The 18164-nt window shown below is 74.2% G+C and carries 16 protein-coding genes; 10 read left to right on the top strand and 6 right to left on the bottom strand.

Annotated elements, in window-relative coordinates; all coding sequences use genetic code 11:
- Nucleotide 1: 1 nt before the first annotated feature.
- On the top strand, nt 2-1474 hold the full coding sequence (locus AB0C87_RS37355) for a hypothetical protein (RefSeq protein WP_345186048.1): 1473 nt from the start codon (nt 2-4) through the stop codon (nt 1472-1474).
- A complete protein-coding gene (locus AB0C87_RS37350; RefSeq protein WP_360581567.1) occupies nt 1471-2832 on the top strand; it encodes an AAA family ATPase in 1362 nt (453 codons plus the stop codon). The genes AB0C87_RS37355 and AB0C87_RS37350 overlap by 4 nt, the downstream gene beginning before the upstream one ends.
- A 27-nt stretch (nt 2833-2859) precedes the next feature.
- Here AB0C87_RS37350 and AB0C87_RS37345 read toward each other — a convergent pair whose 3' ends face one another.
- Complete coding sequence (locus AB0C87_RS37345; RefSeq protein ID WP_360581566.1) at nt 2860-3648, bottom strand: ATP-binding cassette domain-containing protein; 789 nt, start codon at nt 3646-3648, stop codon at nt 2860-2862.
- Nucleotides 3649-3840: 192 nt separating this feature from the next.
- Between AB0C87_RS37345 and AB0C87_RS37340 the strand changes: the two genes are divergently transcribed.
- The 3 genes from AB0C87_RS37340 (at nt 3841) to AB0C87_RS37330 (ending at nt 5502) form a co-directional block, all read left to right on the top strand.
- Entirely contained in the window at nt 3841-4356 is a 516-nt protein-coding gene (locus AB0C87_RS37340; protein ID WP_345186055.1) for a hypothetical protein, read from the top strand.
- 102 nt (nt 4357-4458) lie between these two features.
- Entirely contained in the window at nt 4459-5148 is a 690-nt protein-coding gene (locus AB0C87_RS37335) for a hypothetical protein (RefSeq protein ID WP_345186057.1), read from the top strand.
- A gap of 132 nt (nt 5149-5280) precedes the next feature.
- A complete protein-coding gene (locus AB0C87_RS37330) occupies nt 5281-5502 on the top strand; it encodes a hypothetical protein (protein WP_360581565.1) in 222 nt (73 codons plus the stop codon).
- A 35-nt stretch (nt 5503-5537) separates the two neighbouring features.
- Here AB0C87_RS37330 and AB0C87_RS37325 read toward each other — a convergent pair whose 3' ends face one another.
- A complete protein-coding gene (locus AB0C87_RS37325) occupies nt 5538-7085 on the bottom strand; it encodes a chromosome segregation ATPase (protein ID WP_360581564.1) in 1548 nt (515 codons plus the stop codon).
- 27 nt (nt 7086-7112) lie between these two features.
- Nucleotides 7113-8114 carry a prolyl aminopeptidase gene (gene pip / locus AB0C87_RS37320; protein WP_353834738.1) on the bottom strand — a complete coding sequence of 334 codons (1002 nt, stop codon included), beginning with the start codon at nt 8112-8114 and terminating at the stop codon, nt 7113-7115.
- 80 nt (nt 8115-8194) lie between these two features.
- On the opposite strand from pip, the gene AB0C87_RS37315 reads away from it, so the two are divergent.
- Complete coding sequence (locus AB0C87_RS37315; RefSeq protein WP_353834736.1) at nt 8195-8419, top strand: hypothetical protein; 225 nt, start codon at nt 8195-8197, stop codon at nt 8417-8419.
- On the opposite strand, the gene hrpA is transcribed toward AB0C87_RS37315, so the two are convergent.
- Nucleotides 8416-12348 carry an ATP-dependent RNA helicase HrpA gene (hrpA, locus tag AB0C87_RS37310; RefSeq protein ID WP_360581563.1) on the bottom strand — a complete coding sequence of 1311 codons (3933 nt, stop codon included), beginning with the start codon at nt 12346-12348 and terminating at the stop codon, nt 8416-8418. The two genes, AB0C87_RS37315 and hrpA, sit on opposite strands and share 4 nt — an antisense overlap.
- Before the next feature lie 218 nt (nt 12349-12566).
- Between hrpA and AB0C87_RS37305 the strand changes: the two genes are divergently transcribed.
- Nucleotides 12567-13985: a serine/threonine-protein kinase gene (locus tag AB0C87_RS37305; protein ID WP_360353270.1), complete on the top strand. Its 1419-nt coding sequence runs from the start codon at nt 12567-12569 to the stop codon at nt 13983-13985.
- Nucleotides 13986-14018: 33 nt separating this feature from the next.
- Here AB0C87_RS37305 and AB0C87_RS37300 read toward each other — a convergent pair whose 3' ends face one another.
- Nucleotides 14019-14927 (bottom strand): SDR family oxidoreductase, encoded by a 909-nt coding sequence (locus AB0C87_RS37300; RefSeq protein WP_360353272.1) that lies wholly within the window; start codon nt 14925-14927, stop codon nt 14019-14021.
- On the bottom strand, nt 14924-15697 hold the full coding sequence (locus AB0C87_RS37295) for an SDR family oxidoreductase (RefSeq protein ID WP_360581562.1): 774 nt from the start codon (nt 15695-15697) through the stop codon (nt 14924-14926). The genes AB0C87_RS37300 and AB0C87_RS37295 overlap by 4 nt, the downstream gene beginning before the upstream one ends.
- Before the next feature lie 111 nt (nt 15698-15808).
- Between AB0C87_RS37295 and AB0C87_RS37290 the strand changes: the two genes are divergently transcribed.
- The 3 genes from AB0C87_RS37290 to AB0C87_RS37280 are packed head-to-tail and all read left to right on the top strand — an operon-like array spanning nt 15809 to nt 18143.
- Complete coding sequence (locus AB0C87_RS37290) at nt 15809-16555, top strand: enoyl-CoA hydratase family protein (RefSeq protein WP_345187400.1); 747 nt, start codon at nt 15809-15811, stop codon at nt 16553-16555.
- Nucleotides 16552-17415, top strand: coding sequence for a CoA-transferase (locus AB0C87_RS37285; protein WP_360581561.1), 864 nt, complete (start codon nt 16552-16554; stop codon nt 17413-17415). Before AB0C87_RS37290 ends, AB0C87_RS37285 begins: the two co-directional genes overlap by 4 nt.
- Nucleotides 17412-18143: a CoA-transferase gene (locus AB0C87_RS37280; RefSeq protein WP_360581560.1), complete on the top strand. Its 732-nt coding sequence runs from the start codon at nt 17412-17414 to the stop codon at nt 18141-18143. Before AB0C87_RS37285 ends, AB0C87_RS37280 begins: the two co-directional genes overlap by 4 nt.
- Nucleotides 18144-18164: the final 21 nt, after the last annotated feature.

Here is an 18164-nt window from a genome sequence, read left to right as displayed (position 1 = left end):
CATGAGTGCGCTGTCCTCGCTCGCGCGGTTGCAGGCGGCGGCCGCCGGGGTCGCGCAGCCGCTCGCGACCGTGCGGCACTGGCATGTCTCCGGCGCCCCGCTCGTGCTCGTCCCGTTGAAGCTCGCCGGGGAGGCGGCGGCGCCCCTGGCCGTGATGCTCGGCAGCGACCCCGACGACGCGACCCTGCTCGTGGTCCCGCAGCCGCGCAACCGCGACCTGCGGTTCGCCTTCGCGGCGAGCCTCGCCAAGCTCGTCCTGAACCACATCGAGACGAGCCGGGGCCCGGTCGAGGAGCTGCCGCCCGGCAAGGACGGCGAGGAGCGGATCCGGTACGGGGACGCGCCGCAGCTGCTCGTCCCGAACCGGGGCGGCGTCGCGTTCCTGCGGATGGTGGGCCGGTCGACGCGGTTCCGCAGCACCGAGGGCCCGTACGCGGTCGACCCCGCGGTACCGGTGCTCGGCCGGTGGCTGACGTGGTTCGCCGACCGCCACGACCATCCGGGGTCGTCGCTGCTGGGGGCGGCGACCGAGCTGCTGCGGCTGCACTGGGCGACGGGCCAGAGCTCGCTGGAGGACGGCAACCTCGCCGCGCTGATGGGCTGGATCGACCCGCCGGACGGCCTCGACGGGCCGGCCGCGGCGGCCCGCGCCGAGGACCCCGTCGTCTGCCCGCCCGCGGGCCCGACGACCGACCCGACGTTCGACAACGAGGTCCTCGCCCCCGCGATCGCCGGCTACGACCGGTCGAACGGAGCCCCGGCGGCCGAGGAGCGGCTGCGCGCCGCGGTCGCGAGCCAGCTCACCCCGACCTGGGACCTGATGTGGCGGGCCGTCGAGCTGCTGCGGGCCCTGCCGGAAGGAGCGAGCGTCCCGCGCCGCTGGGAGCGCGACCGGGACGCCTTCACCTATTACCACCAGACGTTCGGCGAGGCGTATCCTCAGGCGCGCCGCGACCCGCCCGTCCGGGCGGCGCGGCGGCTGCACGACCTCGAACGCGCGCAGGACGCCTACGACGCGCAGCGGGCGTTCGACGATCCCCTGGTGATGGCCGAGCACCGGCTGGCCGGCCAGGCGTTCGGCGGAACGGTCACCGAGTGCGACCCCACCCGGCTGGACGAGACGGGTAAACGGCCGAAGCTGCGCCCGCTGCTGCGGGTCGGCACGCGCGACCCGGTGCGGCTCGACGTCGGCACGACCGTGTGCAGCGCCGCCAGACCGGCGCTCAAGGGGAGGATCGTGGAGTTGGACGACGGCGGCGTGCTGCTGGAGCTGACCGGCGGGATGGGCCGCAAGCTCACCCCCGAGGCGGGCGCCGTCCCCGAGGTCGGCGACCGGGTGTGCTTCACCTCGCTGACGGAGGGCTCGTTCGGCGTGGCGAGGTTCCCCGACCGGGAGGACACGCCGTGGACGCACGGCGGGCCGCCCGTCGAGTACGTGCCCACCGACGAGGACGCCGAAGAGGAATGGTCGTGACCGAGCACGCGGGCCGCCATCTGGCGCCGGTGGCGGCGCGGGACCCGGAGCCGCCCCTGGAACCCGGCGAGGCCGCGGCGCGGGTCGTCGACGGCGTCCTGGCCGACCTCGGCGGCGGGCACCGCGGCGTGGTGGTCGACTCCCCGCCGGGAGCGGGCAAGTCGACGCTGGTGGTCCGCGCGGCCGCGCACCTGGCCGAGGCCGGCGAGCGGCTGATGATCGTGGCGCAGACCAACGAGCAGGTCGACGACCTCATCGACCGGATCGCCGCGAAGCACCCCGGCATCACGCTGGGGCGGCTGTCGGCGTCCGGCTACGTTCCGTCCGAGCGGGTCATGGCGCACCCGTCGGTGCGGGTGGCGCAGAAGGCCGACGACCTCGCCGACCGCACCGTCGTCATCGCGACGGGCGCGAAGTGGGCCACGCTCTCGGACGGGTCGTGGCCGTGGGCGATCGTCGACGAGGCGTACCAGATGCGTTCGGACCTGCTGCTGCGCATCGCCGGGCGGTTCGAGCGGGCGCTGTTCGTCGGCGACCCCGGCCAGCTCGACCCCTTCTCCACCGTCGAGGTCGAACGCTGGGCGGGCCTGACCTGGGACCCGATGCGCAGCGCCGTGTCGGTCCTGCTCGCGCACAACCCGGAGCTTCCCGTCCACCGGCTGCCGGTGTCCTGGCGGCTGCCCGCGTCGGCGGCGCCGGTGGTGTCGGAGGCGTTCTACCCGTTCACCGGGTTCCGCGCCGGGACGGGCCCGGGCGACCGGAGGCTGGAGTTCGCCGCGCGCGGCATGGGCACCACCTACGACCACGCGCTGGAGGAGGCGGCGGCCACCGGGTGGGCCCTCTACGAGCTGCCCGCCCGGCACACCCTGCGCACCGACTCCGAAGCCGTGCGCGCGACGGCGGCGCTCGCCGTCCGGCTGCTGCAGCGCGGCCCCGTCGCGCACTCCGAACTGGGCTCCGAACCGGTGGACGCCGCGCGCGTCGCGATCGGTGCGGCCCACCGCGACCAGGTCACCGCGATCCGCGCCGCGCTCGGCCCGCACGGCGAGGGCATCACCGTCGACACCGCCAACCGGCTCCAGGGCCGCGAGTACGACGTGACGGTCGTGCTGCACCCGCTGTCGGGGCGCCGCGACGCGACCGCGTTCCACCTGGAGTCGGGACGGCTGTGCGTGCTGGCGTCGCGGCACCGCCACGCGTGCGTCGTGGTGGCGCGCGCGGGCATCCCCGAGCTGCTGGACGCGCATCCGTCCGCCGAGCCGGTGCACCTCGGCGTGCCGGTCAAGTTTCCGGACGGGTGGGAGGCGAACCAGGCGGTCCTGGCCCATCTGGCCAAGCACCGCGTCGTCGGCGGCTAGCCGGCCCCGGGAGTGCGCGACGGCCGGTCAGACCCGTCCGGCGGTCGCGGCCCAGCGCCCGCCGTGCCGGCTGATGGTGATCGGATGGTCGAAGCACGCGCTGACCAGCTCGGTCGTGAGGACCTCGCCGGAGGGTCCGGAGGCGAGCACCCGGCCCTCGCGCAGCAGGAGCGCGTGGCTGGTGCTGACCGGCAGCTCCTCCAGATGGTGCGTGACGAGCACGGTGGTCAGGTCGGGGCGCTCGGCGCGCAGCTGGTCGAGGGCGGCGAGCAGCCGCTCCCGGGCGGCGACGTCCAGGCCCGTGGCGGGCTCGTCGAGCAGGAGCAGCGGCGGGTCGGGCATCAGCGCCCGCGCGATCAGCGCGCGTCCCCGCTCCCCCTGCGAGAGGTTCGGCCAGCGCGCGTCCGTGCGGTGCGTGAGGCCCATCAGCGCGATCAGCTCGTCCGCGCGGCGCAGCTCCCCCTCGGCGGGCGTCCAGCGCGGGACGAGCTCGATGGTGCCCGTCGCGCCTGTCAGGACGATCTCGCGGACCGTCCGCGCCGACTCCAGGGGGTGGCGCGGGTTGACCTGCCCGATCAGCCTGCGCAGCTCCTGGACGTCCACGCGGCCGAGCCGGCGCCCGAGGATCTCCGCCGTGCCGCGCGTCGGGTGGGCGTAGGCGCCGAGGACGCCGAGCAGCGTGCTCTTGCCGGCCCCGTTCGGGCCGATCAGCGCCCAGTGCTCGCCGCGCAGCACCGTCAGCGTGACGCGGTCGAGCAGCGTCCGCCGCTCGCGCACCAGATCGATCTTGTCGGCGTTCAGCACGACGTCGGGCACGGGACCTCCCGTTCGAGAGCACGGTATGTGGGCACGCGGGAGATGTGCGGCGTGCGGACGCGGGAGACCGGGGTCGCCGGGGCGGATGCGTCGGTGAAGGGTCATCACCGTACCCGAACGCCGCGGCCTGGTACGAGCGAGGCGTCCGGCCGGATACTGTGAGAGCCGGTGCCCCAGGGATCGGGGAGGGACATGGAGGACCTCGGCTTCATGTGCGCCCGCTGCGGCGGCGAGGTGCACGACGTGACGCACAACCGCGAGGGCACGCTCGACGGCGTCGGCTACCGCCACAACCGGCGGGTGGAGCCGTGGGACCACGAGCTGGAGCTCGCGGTCGGAGAGCCCGCCCCGCTCGACCGGGTATGCGATTTCTGCGGCGTCGCCGCGCCGCAGTGGCTCTACTACCCGACGCTCGATCCCGACGACACCGAGATGTTCGAGGTCGAGCTCGACACCACGCACCTGTCGGACGACGACACCGCCGTGGCCGTCCTCAACATGCTCTATCCCTGGTACGGGTGTGACACGTGCTCGGTCCTCGTCGCCGACCGCAACGTCGACCTGCTCATCGCCCGCGCCCTCGACCGGACCCCCGTCCCCGCGGACGGCCCCGTCGACGAGGACACCGTCCGCGCCCGGCTGCGGGGCTCCCTCTCGGTCTTCTTCACCACCCGTCCGGGCAGGCCGCAGCCTTCCCGGGCCGTGTAGCGCGCGCGGCGCCCGGCTACCCCCGGGGGGTGGGATGTCGGTGGGGCTCAATATGATCGGTCCCGTTTTGGTTTGGTGTACGTGAGCACGGGGGACATAGAGATGATCATCGAGAGGCGGTTCCACGGGCCGGAGGGGTCCGGGAACGGCGGGTACGTGGCGGGGCGCCTGGCGGGGCGGGTGCCGATCGACACGGTGACCGTGACGCTGCGGCGGCCGCCGCCGCTGGAGACCGAGCTCGCCGTCACGGTGGAGGACGAGCGCGGGCACAGCGCGCGGCTGTGGGACGGCGAGCGGCTCGTCGCCGAGGCGCTGGCCGGCGCGATCGTGGTGCCGCCCATCGCGGCCGTCCCGTTCGAGGAGGCGCTCAAGGCGGCGGAGAAGTACCGGGCGGCGGAGAACCACCCGTTCCCCGGCTGCTTCGTCTGCGGGCCGGAGCGCGAGCCCGGCGACGGGCTGCGGCTCGAACCCGGCCCCGTCGCCGAGGGCACCGTCGCGGCACCGTGGATCCCCGAGCGGGTGCCCGAGCGGGAGCTGGTGTGGGCCGTGCTGGACTGCCCCGGCGGCTGGTCGTTCGACGTCGCGGGCCGCCCGGCGGTCCTCGGCACGATGACGGCGCAGGTCATGGACGTGCCGGACGCCGGTGAGCGGTGCGTGGTGATGGGGTTCGCGCGCAGCCGCGAGGGCCGCAAGATGCACGCGGCGACGGCCCTGTACGGGGCCGACGGGCGGCTGCTGGGCCGCGCCGAGCAGATCTGGATCGAGGTCGATCCCGAGACGTTCGGGCGCTGACCGTCCGGCTGACGTTCCGACGGCGCAGCCGCCCGAGTCCGCCTGTTTCGGCGAATTGTGCCGTCCGACACTGTCACGCGCGCCGGATCCGCTGTTCAATCTGAGCTTCCGCGGAAAACGGGAGGCCGATCGATGCGCGGAGACGGGTTACTCATCGTGGGGCTGGCGGCGCTGGCCGTGTACACGGGGGCTTACTGGGAGCACGCCCGCCGCGCCGCGGTGGACATGGGGCAGAGCCGCCGGAGGGTCCCCGCGCCGCGGCGCACCGCGGCGAAGGAGCGCGACCAGGTCCTGATGTCCGCCTCGGTGGCGGCGCTGGCGCTTGCTCTGCTTCTGGTGGCCGGCCTCGGCTGAGCCCGGGACGGCGCGGCCGGCCCGGGCGTCGACGGTCAGGGGCCGGTGAACAGGGGGTCTTCCCGGTCCGCGCCGTTGAGGGGGCGGACCTGGTTCGGGGGGTTGCCGCCCGGGGCGAGGTGGCCGCCGGTGGTCGAGGCGGGCGTCCCGTTCGGGACGGGAGGCTGGTTCGGGACGGGGGCCCCGAGAGGCGCCGGCGCGCCGGGGCGGGCCGGGGCGCCGGCCGGGAAGGGGCCGCCGATCGGCGGCGGGCCCGGCGGCATGCCGGGCCCCGGGCCCGGGGCGGGGGCTCCGGTGGGCGGCACGCCAGGCGGGGGCGCCGGGTGGCCGCCGCCTGACATCCGCCCCCCGGGCGGGAAGTTCGACGACAGCGTGTTGTGGGTGAGCTGGTCGATCTGGCGGCGGGCGCGGTCGGCCTCCGCGCGGGCGGCGTCGCGCTCCTCGGCGAGTGCGGTGAGGGCGGCCTGCTGCTCGGCGACCGACTGCGACAGCTGCCGCAGCTGCACCGCCTGGTCGTTCACCTTGGTGTTCAGCTCGTCCCGCTCGGCCGTCGCGGCCGCGGCCTGGGACAGGGCGGTGTCGCGCTCCTTGACGGCCTCGTCGGCGCGGGCGTTGGCGCGGACGACCTCCGCCTCGGCCTCCGACTGGGCGCGCATCGCGGTGGTGCGCTCGGCCTCGGCCTTGCTGGCGGCCTGCATGGCGCGCTGCCGCTGGGCCTCGGTGTCGCGCATGGCGTTGCGCAGGTCCTCGGCGCCCTGCTTGGCCACCGCGGCCTCCACGCGCTGCGTCTCGGCGGCGCTCTCCGCCTCGGCGAGCTTGGCGTGCAGGCCGACGAGCTCGGCCCGGGCGGCCTCCAGCGCGGCGAGCAGCTCGGTCTCCCGGGCCGCGACCCGGTCGCGCTCGCTCTCGGCGGCGAGCTTGGCCGTCATGGACTGCTGCGCGATCTGGTGGGCCTCCTCCCACGCCTGCTGCGCGGCGTCGCGCTTGGCGGTGGCGAGCCTGGCCTCCTCGCGGGCGCGGCTCGCCTCCCCCTCGGCCGTGTCGGCGCGCTTGCGGGACGAGACGGCCTCGTGCCACGCCTCCTCGGCCTTGCGCTGGGAGGCGTCGCGCTCGCTCTGCGCGATGGCGAGCTCGCGGGCGGCCTCGGCCCGCACCTCGGCGACGCGGCGCTCCACGCCGGCGACGCTCAGCTCGGAGGTCAGCGAGTCGGCGAGCGCGTCGGCGGCCCGCTCCATCCGCTCGACGATCTCCCACGCCGACGCGACCTGCCCGGTGAGGCCCGGCGCGTCCCGGCCGCGGTCGCGGCGCTCGCGCGCCTCGCGGGCGCAGGCGCCGTCGTTGTCCTGGCAGTAGCGGACGGTGCGGGCGGCGCCGACCGGCTGCGGGACGGGGCGACCGCAGTTGGCGCACGGCCAGACCGTGACCGGGTCGCCCATGCGCGCGACCGCGGTCTCGGCGGGCGCCCCGCCCCCCGTGCCCTGGTACGCCGTGCCCTTGTGCACCGTGCCCTCGGAGACCGCGCCCTGGGGAGCCGCGGCCGTCTCCTCGGGGCCGCTATTGTCGCGCTCATCGCTGTTAGGCATGGAATGAACCTTACGCACCCCTGCCCGTCACTGCAGTGACTTGGGTGGTACATGTGGGGGCGCCCACTTCGCCGGAAAGTGAGCGGCCAACTCGTCGGTGGCCTCGATGAGACGGTCCCGCGTGCCGGGCTCGCCGCCGCCGTGCCCGGCGTCCTCGACGACGTGGAATCTCGCCTCCGGCCACGCGCGGTGCAGGTCCCACGCCTGCTCCAGCGGCGTCTTCACGTCGTAGCGCCCGTTCACGATCACCGCGGGGATGTGCCGGACGCGGTCCACGCCCCCGAGCAGCCCCTCGGGCGGGAGGAAGCCTCCGTTCGCGATGTAGTGGTGCATGATGCGGGCGAAGGCCACCGTCACCGCGTCGTCCAACTCCGGCGGCGGGACGGGCAGGAGCGTGTTGGCCGCCATCTCCCACGCGGCCCAGGCGCGGGCGGCGGGGAGCCGGACGGCCGGGTCCGGGTGGCCGACGCGGCGGCCGTAGGCGGCCAGCAGGTCGTCCTGCTCGGCGGGCGGGATCGCGTCCCGGAACGCGGCCCACTCGGCGGGGAACAGCCGCGCCGCGCCGGTGGGGGTCAGCCCCCACGGCTCGTCCCACGGACGGACGAGGTAGATGCCGCGCAGCACCATGGCGGCGACCCGGTCGGGGTGCGTCTGCGCGTACGCGAGCGCGAGGGTGCTCCCCCAGCTGCCGCCGAACACGAGCCAGCGTTCGATCGACAGGTGCTCGCGCAGCCGCTCCATGTCGGCCACCAGGTGCGGCGTGGTGTTGCGGTCGAGCGGCACCGCGGGGTCGCCGGCGCCGGGCAGGCTCCGGCCGCAGTTGCGCTGGTCGAACAGGACGACGCGGTACCGGGCCGGGTCGAAGAACCGCCGGTGGTCGGGCAGCAGCCCCCCTCCGGGCCCGCCGTGCAGGAAGACCGCGGGCAGTCCGTCGGGATTGCCGCAGGTCTCCCAGTAGACGCGGTCGCCGTCGCCGACGTCCAGCAGCCCGGAGTCGTAGGGCTCGATCGGTGGGTAGTACTCCCGCAAGGCCATGTCCCAGTATCACCCGACATGATCACGCGTCGTCCCGCCGCTCCCCCGCCCGCGTGACCCGCTACCCTCCCGGCATGACGCAGCCGACGTGCACGCAGTGCGAGGGCGACGACCTCGAACCGGGCTTCATCGAGGACGCGGGCGAGCACTCCAAGGGCTACGCCCGCTGGATCCTCGGCCCGCTGGAGAAGGGCTTCCTCGGCGGCGCGAAGCGCATGGGCCGGCCCCGCTGGCAGATCGACGCCCTGCGGTGCCGCCGGTGCGGGCACCTGGAGCTGTTCGCGCGCACGCCCGTCTAGAGCTGGGCCATCGCCTTGCGGATGCGCTTGTCGGAGACGGGGAAGCGCGTGCCGAGCTGCTGGGCGAAGAGGCTGACCCGCAGCTCCTCCAGCATCCAGCGGATCTGCCGGGCCGGCTCCTCCTCGCGCCGGGACGGGGGAAGCCGGCGCAACGCCTGGTCGTACTCCTGCGCCAGCACCTCGACCTGGTGCGCGAGCATGCGGTCGCGTCCCGGGTTCTCGGGAAGCTTGTCGAGCCTCACCTGCAGGGCGCGCAGGTAGCGCGGCAGGTCCGGCAGCCGGGCCCAGCCGGTCGCGGTGACGAACCCCGGCCGCACCAGCGTGCCGAGATGGCCGCGGACGTCGGTGAGCGCGGGCACGAGCGTGAGACTCGCCGTACCGCGCAGCCGCCGGTCGATCTCGTGCGACTCCGCGAGGATCCGCTCGACCAAGGCGACGATCTGGGCCGTCGCGTCGTGCAGGTCGGCGCGGACCCGGTCGTACAGGGTGCGGAAGCCGTCCTCGTCCCACGCGGGCCCGCCCGCTTCGGCGATGAGCCGGTCGGCGGCGGCGGTGACGCAGTCGTCGAACAGCGCCGCGACGGAGCCGTGCGGGTTGTGGCTGAGCGCCAGCTTGCCCTGGTTGGTCAGGCGGCTCTGGATGAGCTTCACCGGCGACGGCGCGTTCAGCAGGATCAGCCGCCGCGTGCCGAGCCACATCGCGCGGCGCTGCTCGGCCTCCGTCTCGTACATGCGAACGGCGACGGCGTCGCCCTCGTCGGTGAGCGCCGGATATGCCTTGACGTCGTACCCGGCCTGGTTGCGCTCGTAGGTGCGGGGCAGCTCGCCGATCGTCCACGCGGTGAGCCCGGACCGCTCGATCGTGGACGCGGCCTTGGACAGCGTCCCGCGCACCTTCCCGGCGAGGCGGCGTTTCAGCTCGTCCAGGTCGGTGCCCTCCCCGAGGGTCCGGCCCGCCGCGTCCAGGACCCGGAAGGTGATGCGCAGGTGGGCGGGCAGCCGGGACGGGTCCCACGCCTCCCGCGCGACCGGCACGCTCGTCATCGCGGTCAGCTCGCGCTCCAGGGCGTCCAGCAGCGGCTCGGTGCGCGGCGCGACGCGATCGAGGATCTTGCGGGCGTAGTCGGGCGCCGGGACGAAGTTGACGCGCAGCAGCTTCGGCAGCGACCGGATCAGCTCGGTGACCAGTTCGGCGCGCAGGCCCGGCACCTGCCAGTCGAAGCCGGCGGGCCGCACCTGGTTGAGGACCTGGACGGGGATGTGCACGGTGACGCCGTCGGCGTCGGTGCCCGGCTCGAACTGGTAGGTGAGCCGCAGCCGCAGCGCGCCCTGCTGCCACACGTCCGGGTAGTCGGACTCGCTGACGCCGCCCGCCGACTCGTTGATGAGCATCGACTTCTCGAACCCGAGCATGTCGGGGTCGGCGCGCCGGGCCTTCTTCCACCAGGCGTCGAAGTGCCGCCCGGAGACGACGTCCTCGGGGATCCGCGCGTCGTAGAAGTCGAAGAGGGTCTCGTCGTCGACGAGGATGTCGCGGCGCCGCGCGCGGTGCTCCAGCTCCTCCACCTCGTCCAGCAGGGCGCGGTTGTCGTGGAAGAACCGGTGGTGGGTCTCCCAGTCGCCCTCGACGAGCGCGTGCCGGATGAACAGCTCGCGCGACAGGGCCGGGTCGATGGCGCCGTAGTTGACGCGGCGGTCGGCGACGATCGGGACCCCGTAGAGGGTGACCTTCTCGCGCGCCATGACGGCCGCCTGCTTCTTCGACCAGTGCGGCTCGCTGTAGTTGCGCTTCACCAGGTGCTGCGCGAGGGGTTCGACCCACTCGGGCTCGATCCGGGCGTTGATCCGCCCCCACAGCCGGGACGTCTCGACCAGCTCCGCCGACATCACCCAGCGCGGCGGCTTCTTGAACAGCGACGACCCCGGGAACACCGCGAACTTCGCGCCCCGGGCGCCGAGGTACTCCTGCCCGCGCCGCTGCTTGTCCTTCTTGTCGACGTCCATCAGCCCGATGTGGGACAGCAGGCCGGCGAGCAGCGAGGTGTGGATGCGGTCGGGCGGCGCGTCGGCGGTGTTGAGCGTGACGCCGAGGGACCTGGCGACCTGCTTGAGCTGGCCGTGCAGGTCCTGCCACTCGCGGATGCGCAGGTAGTGCAGGAACTCGTTCTTGCACATGCGGCGGAACGCGCTGCCCGACAGCTCCGCCTGCCGCTCGCGCAGGTAGTTCCACAGGTTCAGGTAGGCGAGGAAGTCGGAGCCGGGGTCGGCGAACCGGCGGTGCCGCTCGTCGGCGGCCTGCTGGTTCTCGGCGGGACGCTCGCGCGGGTCCTGGATGGACAGCGCCGCCGCGATGATCAGCACCTCGCGGACGCAGCCGTTGCGGTCGGCCTCCAGGATCATGCGCCCGAGCCGCGGGTCGACGGGCAGCTGGGCCAGCCGGCGGCCGAGCGGGGTGAGGCGCTTGCGCGGGTCCTTCTCGGCGGGGTCGATCGCGCCGAGTTCGTGCAGGAGCTCCACGCCGGCCTTGACGTTGCGGCGGTCGGGCGGCTCCACGAACGGGAACGCGGCGATGTCGCCGAGGCCGAGCGCGGTCATCTGCAGGATGACCGACGCGAGGTTGGTCCGCAGGATCTCCGGCTCGGTGAACTCCGGGCGGGACTCGAAGTCCTCCTCGGAGTACAGCCGGATGCACACGCCCTCGGAGACGCGGCCGCAGCGGCCCTTGCGCTGGTTCGCCGAGGCCTGCGAGACCGGCTCGATCGGGAGCCGCTGCACCTTCAGCCGGTGGCTGTAGCGGGAGATGCGCGCGGTGCCGGGGTCGACGACGTACTTGATGCCGGGGACGGTCAGCGACGTCTCCGCGACGTTGGTGGCGAGCACGACCCGCCGCCCGCGGTGCGGCTGGAACACCCGGTGCTGCTCGGCCGACGACAGCCGCGCGTACAGCGGCAGGACCTCGGTCGTCCCGCGCCGGCGGGTGAAGTGCTTGGTGAGCGCGTCGGCGGTGTCGCGGATCTCCCGCTCGCCGCTGAGGAACACCAGGACGTCGCCGGGCTCCTCGCGGCCGAGCTCGTCGACCGCGTCGACGATCGCCTGGACCTGGTCGCGGTCGGGGTCGGCGGACGGGTCGTCCGGGTCGGTGACGGGGCGGTACCTGACCTCGACCGGATAGGTGCGCCCGGACACCTCCACGATCGGCGCGTCCCCGAAGTGCGCGGAGAACCGCTCCGGGTCGATCGTCGCGGAGGTGATGATCACCTTGAGGTCGGGGCGGCGCGGCAGGATCTCCCTGACGTAGCCGAGGAGGAAGTCGATGTTCAGGCTGCGCTCGTGCGCCTCGTCGATGATGAGCGTGTCGTACTGGCGCAGCAGCCGGTCGGTCTGGATCTCGGCGAGCAGGATGCCGTCGGTCATCAGCTTCACGAGCGTGTCGTCGCTCGACCGGTCGGTGAAGCGCACCTTGTAGCCGACGGTCTCGCCGAGTTCGGTGCCGAGCTCCTCGGCGATGCGGTCGCCGACCGTCCGCGCGGCGAGCCGCCGCGGCTGGGTGTGGCCGATGGAGCCGAGCACGCCCCTGCCCAGTTCGAGGCAGATCTTGGGGATCTGAGTCGTCTTGCCGGAGCCGGTCTCGCCCGCGACGATCACGACCTGGTGGTCGCGGATCGCGGCGAGGATGTCGTCCTTCTTCTGCGACACCGGCAGCTGCGCCGGATATGTGATCTCGGGCACGGCGAGACGCCGCCGCTCGACCCGCCGCTCGGCGGCCTCGACCTCGGCGGCGATCTCCTCGGCGACCTTCGCCCGGCGCGCGGCGTCCCGCGTCTTCTGGGCGCCGTCGATCCTGCGGCGCAGCCGGTGCTGGTCGCGCAGCATCAACTGCGGCAGGCGCGCGCGCAGGCCGGCGAGCGGCGATTCCACACTCGTCCCCATAACCATCGACAAGGATAGGGTTCCAGGCCCCCAGGGCCCCGCTCACCCCACAACCTTCGCACCGTAGCCGGAACACCCCGGCCAGTGCGATCCATTATCCGGCCCTTACAACGCCGTGCCGGTAAGCCGCATTCCTCCTCCCCCGGCCACGATCCGCGCCTGATCCTTCACCCAAAGCCACTGCGCGGGGCCCGGCCCGTCATTCATGATTGGGAGACGTGGAGACCCCGATCGCCGCCGGGCGCTACCGGATCGACAGCCACCTCGGATCCGGCGGCTTCGCCTCGGTCTGGCTGGGGCACGACCCCGACCTCGACTCCCCCGTCGCGATCAAGATCCTGGCCGGCCACTGGACCCTGCGCACCGACGTGCGGGACCGGTTCGTCCAGGAGGCGCGGCTGCTGCGCCGCGCCGACTCGCACCGGCTGGTGCAGGTCTTCGACATCGGGGAGCTGCCGGACGGCCGGCCCTACTTCGTGATGACCTACGCCGACCGCGGCACGCTGGCCGAGCGGCTCGCCGGCGGGCCGCTCCCGCCGGGCGAGGCGCTGCGCACCGCACAGGAGATCATCCGGGGCGTGCAGGAGCTGCACGACCTCGGCATCGTGCACCGCGACCTGAAGCCGTCCAACGTGCTGCTGCGGTCGGCCCCCGGCGGCGGCGAGCGCATCATGATCGCCGACCTCGGCATCGCGCGCACCGGGGAGCACCTGTCGAGGCTGACGCTGCCCGCCGGATCGCCCGGCTACATGGCGCCCGAGCAGACGCAGGTGGACGGCGCGCCGGACCGCCGCGCGGACGTCTACGGCCTGGGCGCGCTGACCCACCACCTGCTGACCGGGGAGCCGCCGGCCATGCCCCCGCGCCCGCTCGGGCAGACCCTGGCCGCGGTCCCCTCCGGGGTCGGCGCGGCCGTGATGCGCGCGCTCGATCCCGACCGTGACAGGCGCTGGGCGACGGCGGCGGACTTCGGGGAGGCGCTGGCGCGGGCCTCCGGGGAGACGCGCACCGGCGCGCTCGCGCCGAGAGGGCGCCCGCCGGGCGAGCACCGGCGCGGCCGGCGGGCGGCGGTCGCGGCGGCCGGTGCGGCCGCCGCGGTGGCCGTGGCCGCCGTCGCGTTCGCGGGGCTCCCCCACCGGGGCGACGGCGGCACTCCCCCGCAGGAGCGGAACAGGCAGTGGCTGCGGGCGGGGTCCGACGTCCCCGCCCGCTACCGCGACCTGGTGGTCCAGGCCGGGACGTGGTGCGAGCTGCGCGGGCTGAGCCCGGCGCTGATCGCGGCGATGCTGAAGGCGGAGAGCGGCTACGACCCGCACCTGTCCGACCCGGCGCACGACGAGTACGGCATCGCCCGGTGGACGCCGCATGTGCTGGCGTTCTGGCAGCCCGGCGGCCTCGACAACCCCGAGCCGAGGCCCGCCCAGATCACCCCGGAGCTGTCGATCCCCGCGATGGGCCGGTTCCTGTGCTACTGGGGGAAGGACCTCAAGAACGTGCCGGGCGACCCGGCCCTGAACCTGGCCGCCGCCTACCGCACCTCCGCCACGACGGTCGTGAAGTCGGGCGGCGTCCCGGCGCGGGTCCGGCCGTACGCCGAGAAGGTTCGCTGGTACCTGAACGACTACCGGCCGCGCTGACGACGACCCGCCGCGCCGGGCGGCGGCCGCCGGTCAGCCGGCTCCGTAGACGGGTTCGGGGGCGGGGGCCTTCGCCAGGAGGTCCGTGACGACGTCGCCGACCTCCGCCGGGTCCCACCTCGCGCCCTTGTCCGCGGCGGGGCCGTGGCGGAAGGCGTCCATCACGCAGATCCTGCCGCCCTCGGCCTCGAACACCCGCCCGGTGACGTCCCGCGACTGCGCGGAGCCGAGCCAGACCACGAGCGGCGAGACGTTCTCGGGCGCCATGGCGTCGAACTCGCCCTCGGCGGGGGCGGCCATCGTCTGCGCGAAGACCTCCTCGGTCATCCGGGTGCGGGCGGCGGGCGCGATCGCGTTGACCGTCACGCCGTAGCGGGCGAGCTCGGCGGAGGCCACGAGGGTCAGCCCGACGATGCCCGCCTTGGCGGCGGAGTAGTTGCCCTGGCCGACGCTGCCGAGCAGCCCGGCGCCGGAGGAGGTGTTGACGACGCGCGCGTCCACGGCGCGGCCGGCCTTGCTCTCGGCCCGCCAGTACCGCCCGGCGTGCTTGAGCGGCAGGAAGTGGCCCTTGAGGTGCACGCGCATGACGGCGTCCCACTCGTCCTCGCCGAGGTTGACCAGCATCCGGTCGCGCAGGAACCCGGCGTTGTTGACGAGGGTGTCCAGCCGCCCGAACGCGCCGGTCGCCGCGGCGACCAGCGCGGCGGCGCCCTCGTCGGTGGCGATGTCGTCGGTGCTGGCGACCGCCCGCCCGCCGAGCGCCTCGATCTCCCGCACGACGTCGTGGGCGGGGCCCTCGGAGGCGTCGCCGGTGCCGTCGCGCGCGACGCCGAGGTCGTTGACGACGACGAGGGCGCCCTGCCGGGCGAACTCCAGCGCGTGCGCGCGGCCGAGGCCGCGTCCGGCGCCGGTGACGGCGACCACCCGGTCCTTGCAGATCATCGCGTTTCCTCCTTGATGACGGTGGCGGCGTCCAGGAAGGCGGGGCGCTCTCCCCCGCCGTGCACCTGCATCGACGAGCCGGTCACGTAGGACGCCAGGTCGGACGCCAGGAACACGCAGGCGGCGCCGATGTCGTAGGGGTCGGCGAGGCGGCCCAGCGGGACGGTCGCCGCCACCGCGGCGACGCCGTCCTCGTCCCCGTAGTGCAGGTGCGCCAGCTCGGTGCGGACCATCCCGAGGACCAGCGTGTTGACCCGGATGTGCGGCGCCCACTCGACGGCCAGGGACTGGGTGAGGTTGTGCAGCCCCGCCTTGGCGGCGCCGTAGGCGGCGGTGCCGGGCGAGGGGCGCACCCCGCTGACGCTGCCGATGTTGATCACCGAGCCGCCCCCGGCCTCCATGATCCGCGGGCGCAGCGCGCGGGCCATGATCAGCGGGGCCGTCAGGTTCAGCTCCATGATCTTGACGTGGGTGCGCAGGGAGCCGTCGGCCACCGGCAGGTACGGGGCGCCGCCCGCGTTGTTGACGAGCACGTCCACGCGGTCGAGGCCGTCCGCGAAGGCCTGCACGGCGTCGGGGTCGCGCACGTCCAGCGAGACGAACCGGGCGGCCCGCCCTCCGGCCTCGGGCACCGCCTCCGGCTCGCGGCGGGCGACCGCGACCACGTCGGCTCCGGCCTCCAGGAAGGCGCGGCTGATCCCGGCGCCCACCCCGCGGACGCCGCCCGTCACCACGACGGTCCTGCCCTCCAGGTCGAGCGTCAGTGACATGCCGCCTCCGGTTCCGAGTACCCCGCGCCCTCCGGCTCCGATGACATTCCGCCTCCTCCGGACGGCTCTGCTACCGTCTGTTCTAACAAATGTTTGGTGGAAAGGTAGCGCATGGGAGTCTCCACCACGACCCTGGACGGGGTCGCCGAGATCGTCGTGGACGCGCCGCCGGTCAACGCCCTGACCGTCGCGGGCTGGTACGAGCTGGCCGACGCGGTGCTCGCGGCGGGCCGCGACCCCGGGGTCGGCGCCGTCGTGCTCCGCGCCGAGGGCCGGGGCTTCAACGCGGGCGTCGACATCAAGGAGATGCAGAGCACCGAGGGCCACGCCGCGCTGGTCGGCGCCAACCGCGGCTGCTTCGCGGCGTTCGCGGCCGTCTACGACTGCGAGGTCCCGGTCGTGGCCGCGGTGCACGGCTTCTGCCTCGGCGGCGGCGTCGGCCTGGCGGGCAACGCCGACATCGTGATCGCCTCGCGGGACGCCTACTTCGGGCTGCCCGAGGTCGACCGGGGCGCGCTCGGCGCCGCCACCCACCTCGCCCGGCTCGTCCCGCAGCACCTGATGCGGGCGATGGTCTACACGTGCCGCAACGTCACGGCCGAGGAGCTGCACCACCACGGCTCGGTGCTGGAGGTCGTCCCGGCCGGGGAGCTGCGCGCCAAGGCGATGGAGGTCGCCGCCGGCATCGCCGCGAAGGACCGGTACGTGATCCGGCGTGCCAAGGAGTCGCTCAACGGCATCGACCCGGTCGACGTCAGGCGCAGCTACCGCTACGAGCAGGGGTTCACGTTCGAGCTGAACCTGGTCGGCGCGGGCGACGAGCACCGCGACGCCTTCGTCGCCAAGGGGGGCCGATGAGTTCCAAGGTGATGTCCGTCGAGGAGATCGCGGGGTCGCTGGAGAGCGGCATGACGATCGGGATCGGCGGCTGGGGCTCGCGGCGCAAGCCGATGGCGCTGGTGCGGGCGATCCTGCGCTCCCCCGTCACCGACCTCACCGTCGTCGCCTACGGCGGGCCGGACGTGGGGCTGCTGTGCGCGGCGGGCAAGGTCCGCAGGCTCGTCACCGCGTTCGTGACGATGGACTCGATCCCGCTGGAGCCGCATTTCCGGCAGGCGCGCCAGTCCGGGGCCATCGAGCTGACCGAGTACGACGAGGGCATATTCATGTTCGGGCTGTACGCGGCGGCGCACCGGCTGCCGTTCCTGCCCACCCCGGTCGGCCTCGGCTCCGACGTGATGAGGGTCAACCCGGAACTGCGGACGGTCCGGTCGCCCTACGAGGACGGGCAGGAGCTCGTCGCCGTCCCCGCCCTGCGGATGGACGCGGCGCTGGTGCACATGAACCGCGCCGACGCGCGCGGCAACGCCCAGTACCTCGGCCCCGACCCGTACATGGACGACCTGTTCGCCAAGGCGGCCGACCGGACCTACGTGTCGTGCGAGCGGCTCGTCGACACCGCCGACTTCGCCAAGGAGGGGCCGGTGCAGTCGCTGCTGATCAGCCGGTCGCAGGTGGCGGGCGTGGTGGAGACCCCGAACGGCGCGCACTTCACCGACTGCCTGCCCGACTTCGGGCGGGACGAGGCGTTCCAGAAGCTGTACGCGCAGTCGGCGGCCGATCCCGACCGGTGGGCGGCCTTCAGCGAGCGGTTCCTTTCCGGCGACGAGGCCGCCTACCAGGACGCGGTCCGGGTCTGGCGGGAGGAGGCGCGATGAGCGAGGCGACGAGGGCCGAGGTGTGCGCGGCCGCGTGCGCGGACCTGTTCCGGGGCGACGGGGAGATCGTCGCGGCCGCGGTGGCCGGGTTCGTCCCGATGCTGGGGTCCCGGCTGGCGCGCGCGACGTTCGCGCCCGACCTCCTGACCACCGACGGCGGGCCGTCGCTGAGCGCCGAGCCCGTCCCGCTCGGCGCGCAGGCAGGGACGGTCGAGGGCTGGCTGCCCTTCCGCGACCACCTGTGGCTCGTCCTGAACGGGCGGCGGCACGTGGTGATGGGGCCGAGCCAGATCGACGCGCACGGCAACACCAACATCTCGTGCATCGGCGACTGGAAGCAGCCCTCGCGGCAGCTCCTCGGCGTGCGCGGCGGGCCGGGGAACACGCTGCTGAACACGACGAGCTACTGGGTGCCGAAGCACTCGGCGCGCGTGTTCACCGAGAAGGTCGACATGGTGAGCGGCGTCGGCTGGGACCGGGGCGCGCACGAGATCCGCGCCGTGGTGACCAACCTGGCCGTGCTCGACTTCGAGACCCCCGAGAGACGGATGCGGCTGCGCTCGGTCCACCCCGGCGTGGGCGTCGAGGACGTGGTCGCGGCCACCGGCTTCGAGCTCGCCGTCCCGGCCGAGGTGCCCGAGACGCGGCTGCCGGACGCCGAGGAACTGCGGATCATGCGCGAGGTCCTCGACCCCAAGGGACTGCGCGAGCGGGAGGTCCCAGCATGAGCGAAGCGAACCGGGGGGTCG

Source organism: Actinomadura sp. NPDC048021, from assembly GCF_040653135.1.
GTDB classification, from domain to species: Bacteria; Actinomycetota; Actinomycetes; order Streptosporangiales; family Streptosporangiaceae; genus Spirillospora; species Spirillospora verrucosospora.
This window is presented reverse-complemented; position numbering and strand designations above follow the sequence as displayed.

What these genes read in the sequence shown, in the direction of transcription:
- AB0C87_RS37315 (WP_353834736.1), top strand. Translation starts at nt 8,195, where the DNA reads ATGACGCAGCCGACGTGCACGCAGTGCGAGGGCGACGACCTCGAACCG.
- AB0C87_RS37335 (WP_345186057.1), top strand. Translation starts at nt 4,459, where the DNA reads ATGATCATCGAGAGGCGGTTCCACGGGCCGGAGGGGTCCGGGAACGGC.
- AB0C87_RS37330 (WP_360581565.1), top strand. Translation starts at nt 5,281, where the DNA reads ATGCGCGGAGACGGGTTACTCATCGTGGGGCTGGCGGCGCTGGCCGTG.
- AB0C87_RS37325 (WP_360581564.1), bottom strand. Translation starts at nt 7,085, where the DNA reads ATGCCTAACAGCGATGAGCGCGACAATAGCGGCCCCGAGGAGACGGCC.
- AB0C87_RS37355 (WP_345186048.1), top strand. Translation starts at nt 2, where the DNA reads ATGAGTGCGCTGTCCTCGCTCGCGCGGTTGCAGGCGGCGGCCGCCGGG.
- AB0C87_RS37280 (WP_360581560.1), top strand. Translation starts at nt 17,412, where the DNA reads ATGAGCGAGGCGACGAGGGCCGAGGTGTGCGCGGCCGCGTGCGCGGAC.
- AB0C87_RS37285 (WP_360581561.1), top strand. Translation starts at nt 16,552, where the DNA reads ATGAGTTCCAAGGTGATGTCCGTCGAGGAGATCGCGGGGTCGCTGGAG.
- AB0C87_RS37300 (WP_360353272.1), bottom strand. Translation starts at nt 14,927, where the DNA reads ATGATCTGCAAGGACCGGGTGGTCGCCGTCACCGGCGCCGGACGCGGC.
- AB0C87_RS37295 (WP_360581562.1), bottom strand. Translation starts at nt 15,697, where the DNA reads ATGTCACTGACGCTCGACCTGGAGGGCAGGACCGTCGTGGTGACGGGC.
- AB0C87_RS37290 (WP_345187400.1), top strand. Translation starts at nt 15,809, where the DNA reads ATGGGAGTCTCCACCACGACCCTGGACGGGGTCGCCGAGATCGTCGTG.
- AB0C87_RS37340 (WP_345186055.1), top strand. Translation starts at nt 3,841, where the DNA reads ATGGAGGACCTCGGCTTCATGTGCGCCCGCTGCGGCGGCGAGGTGCAC.
- hrpA (WP_360581563.1), bottom strand. Translation starts at nt 12,348, where the DNA reads ATGGGGACGAGTGTGGAATCGCCGCTCGCCGGCCTGCGCGCGCGCCTG.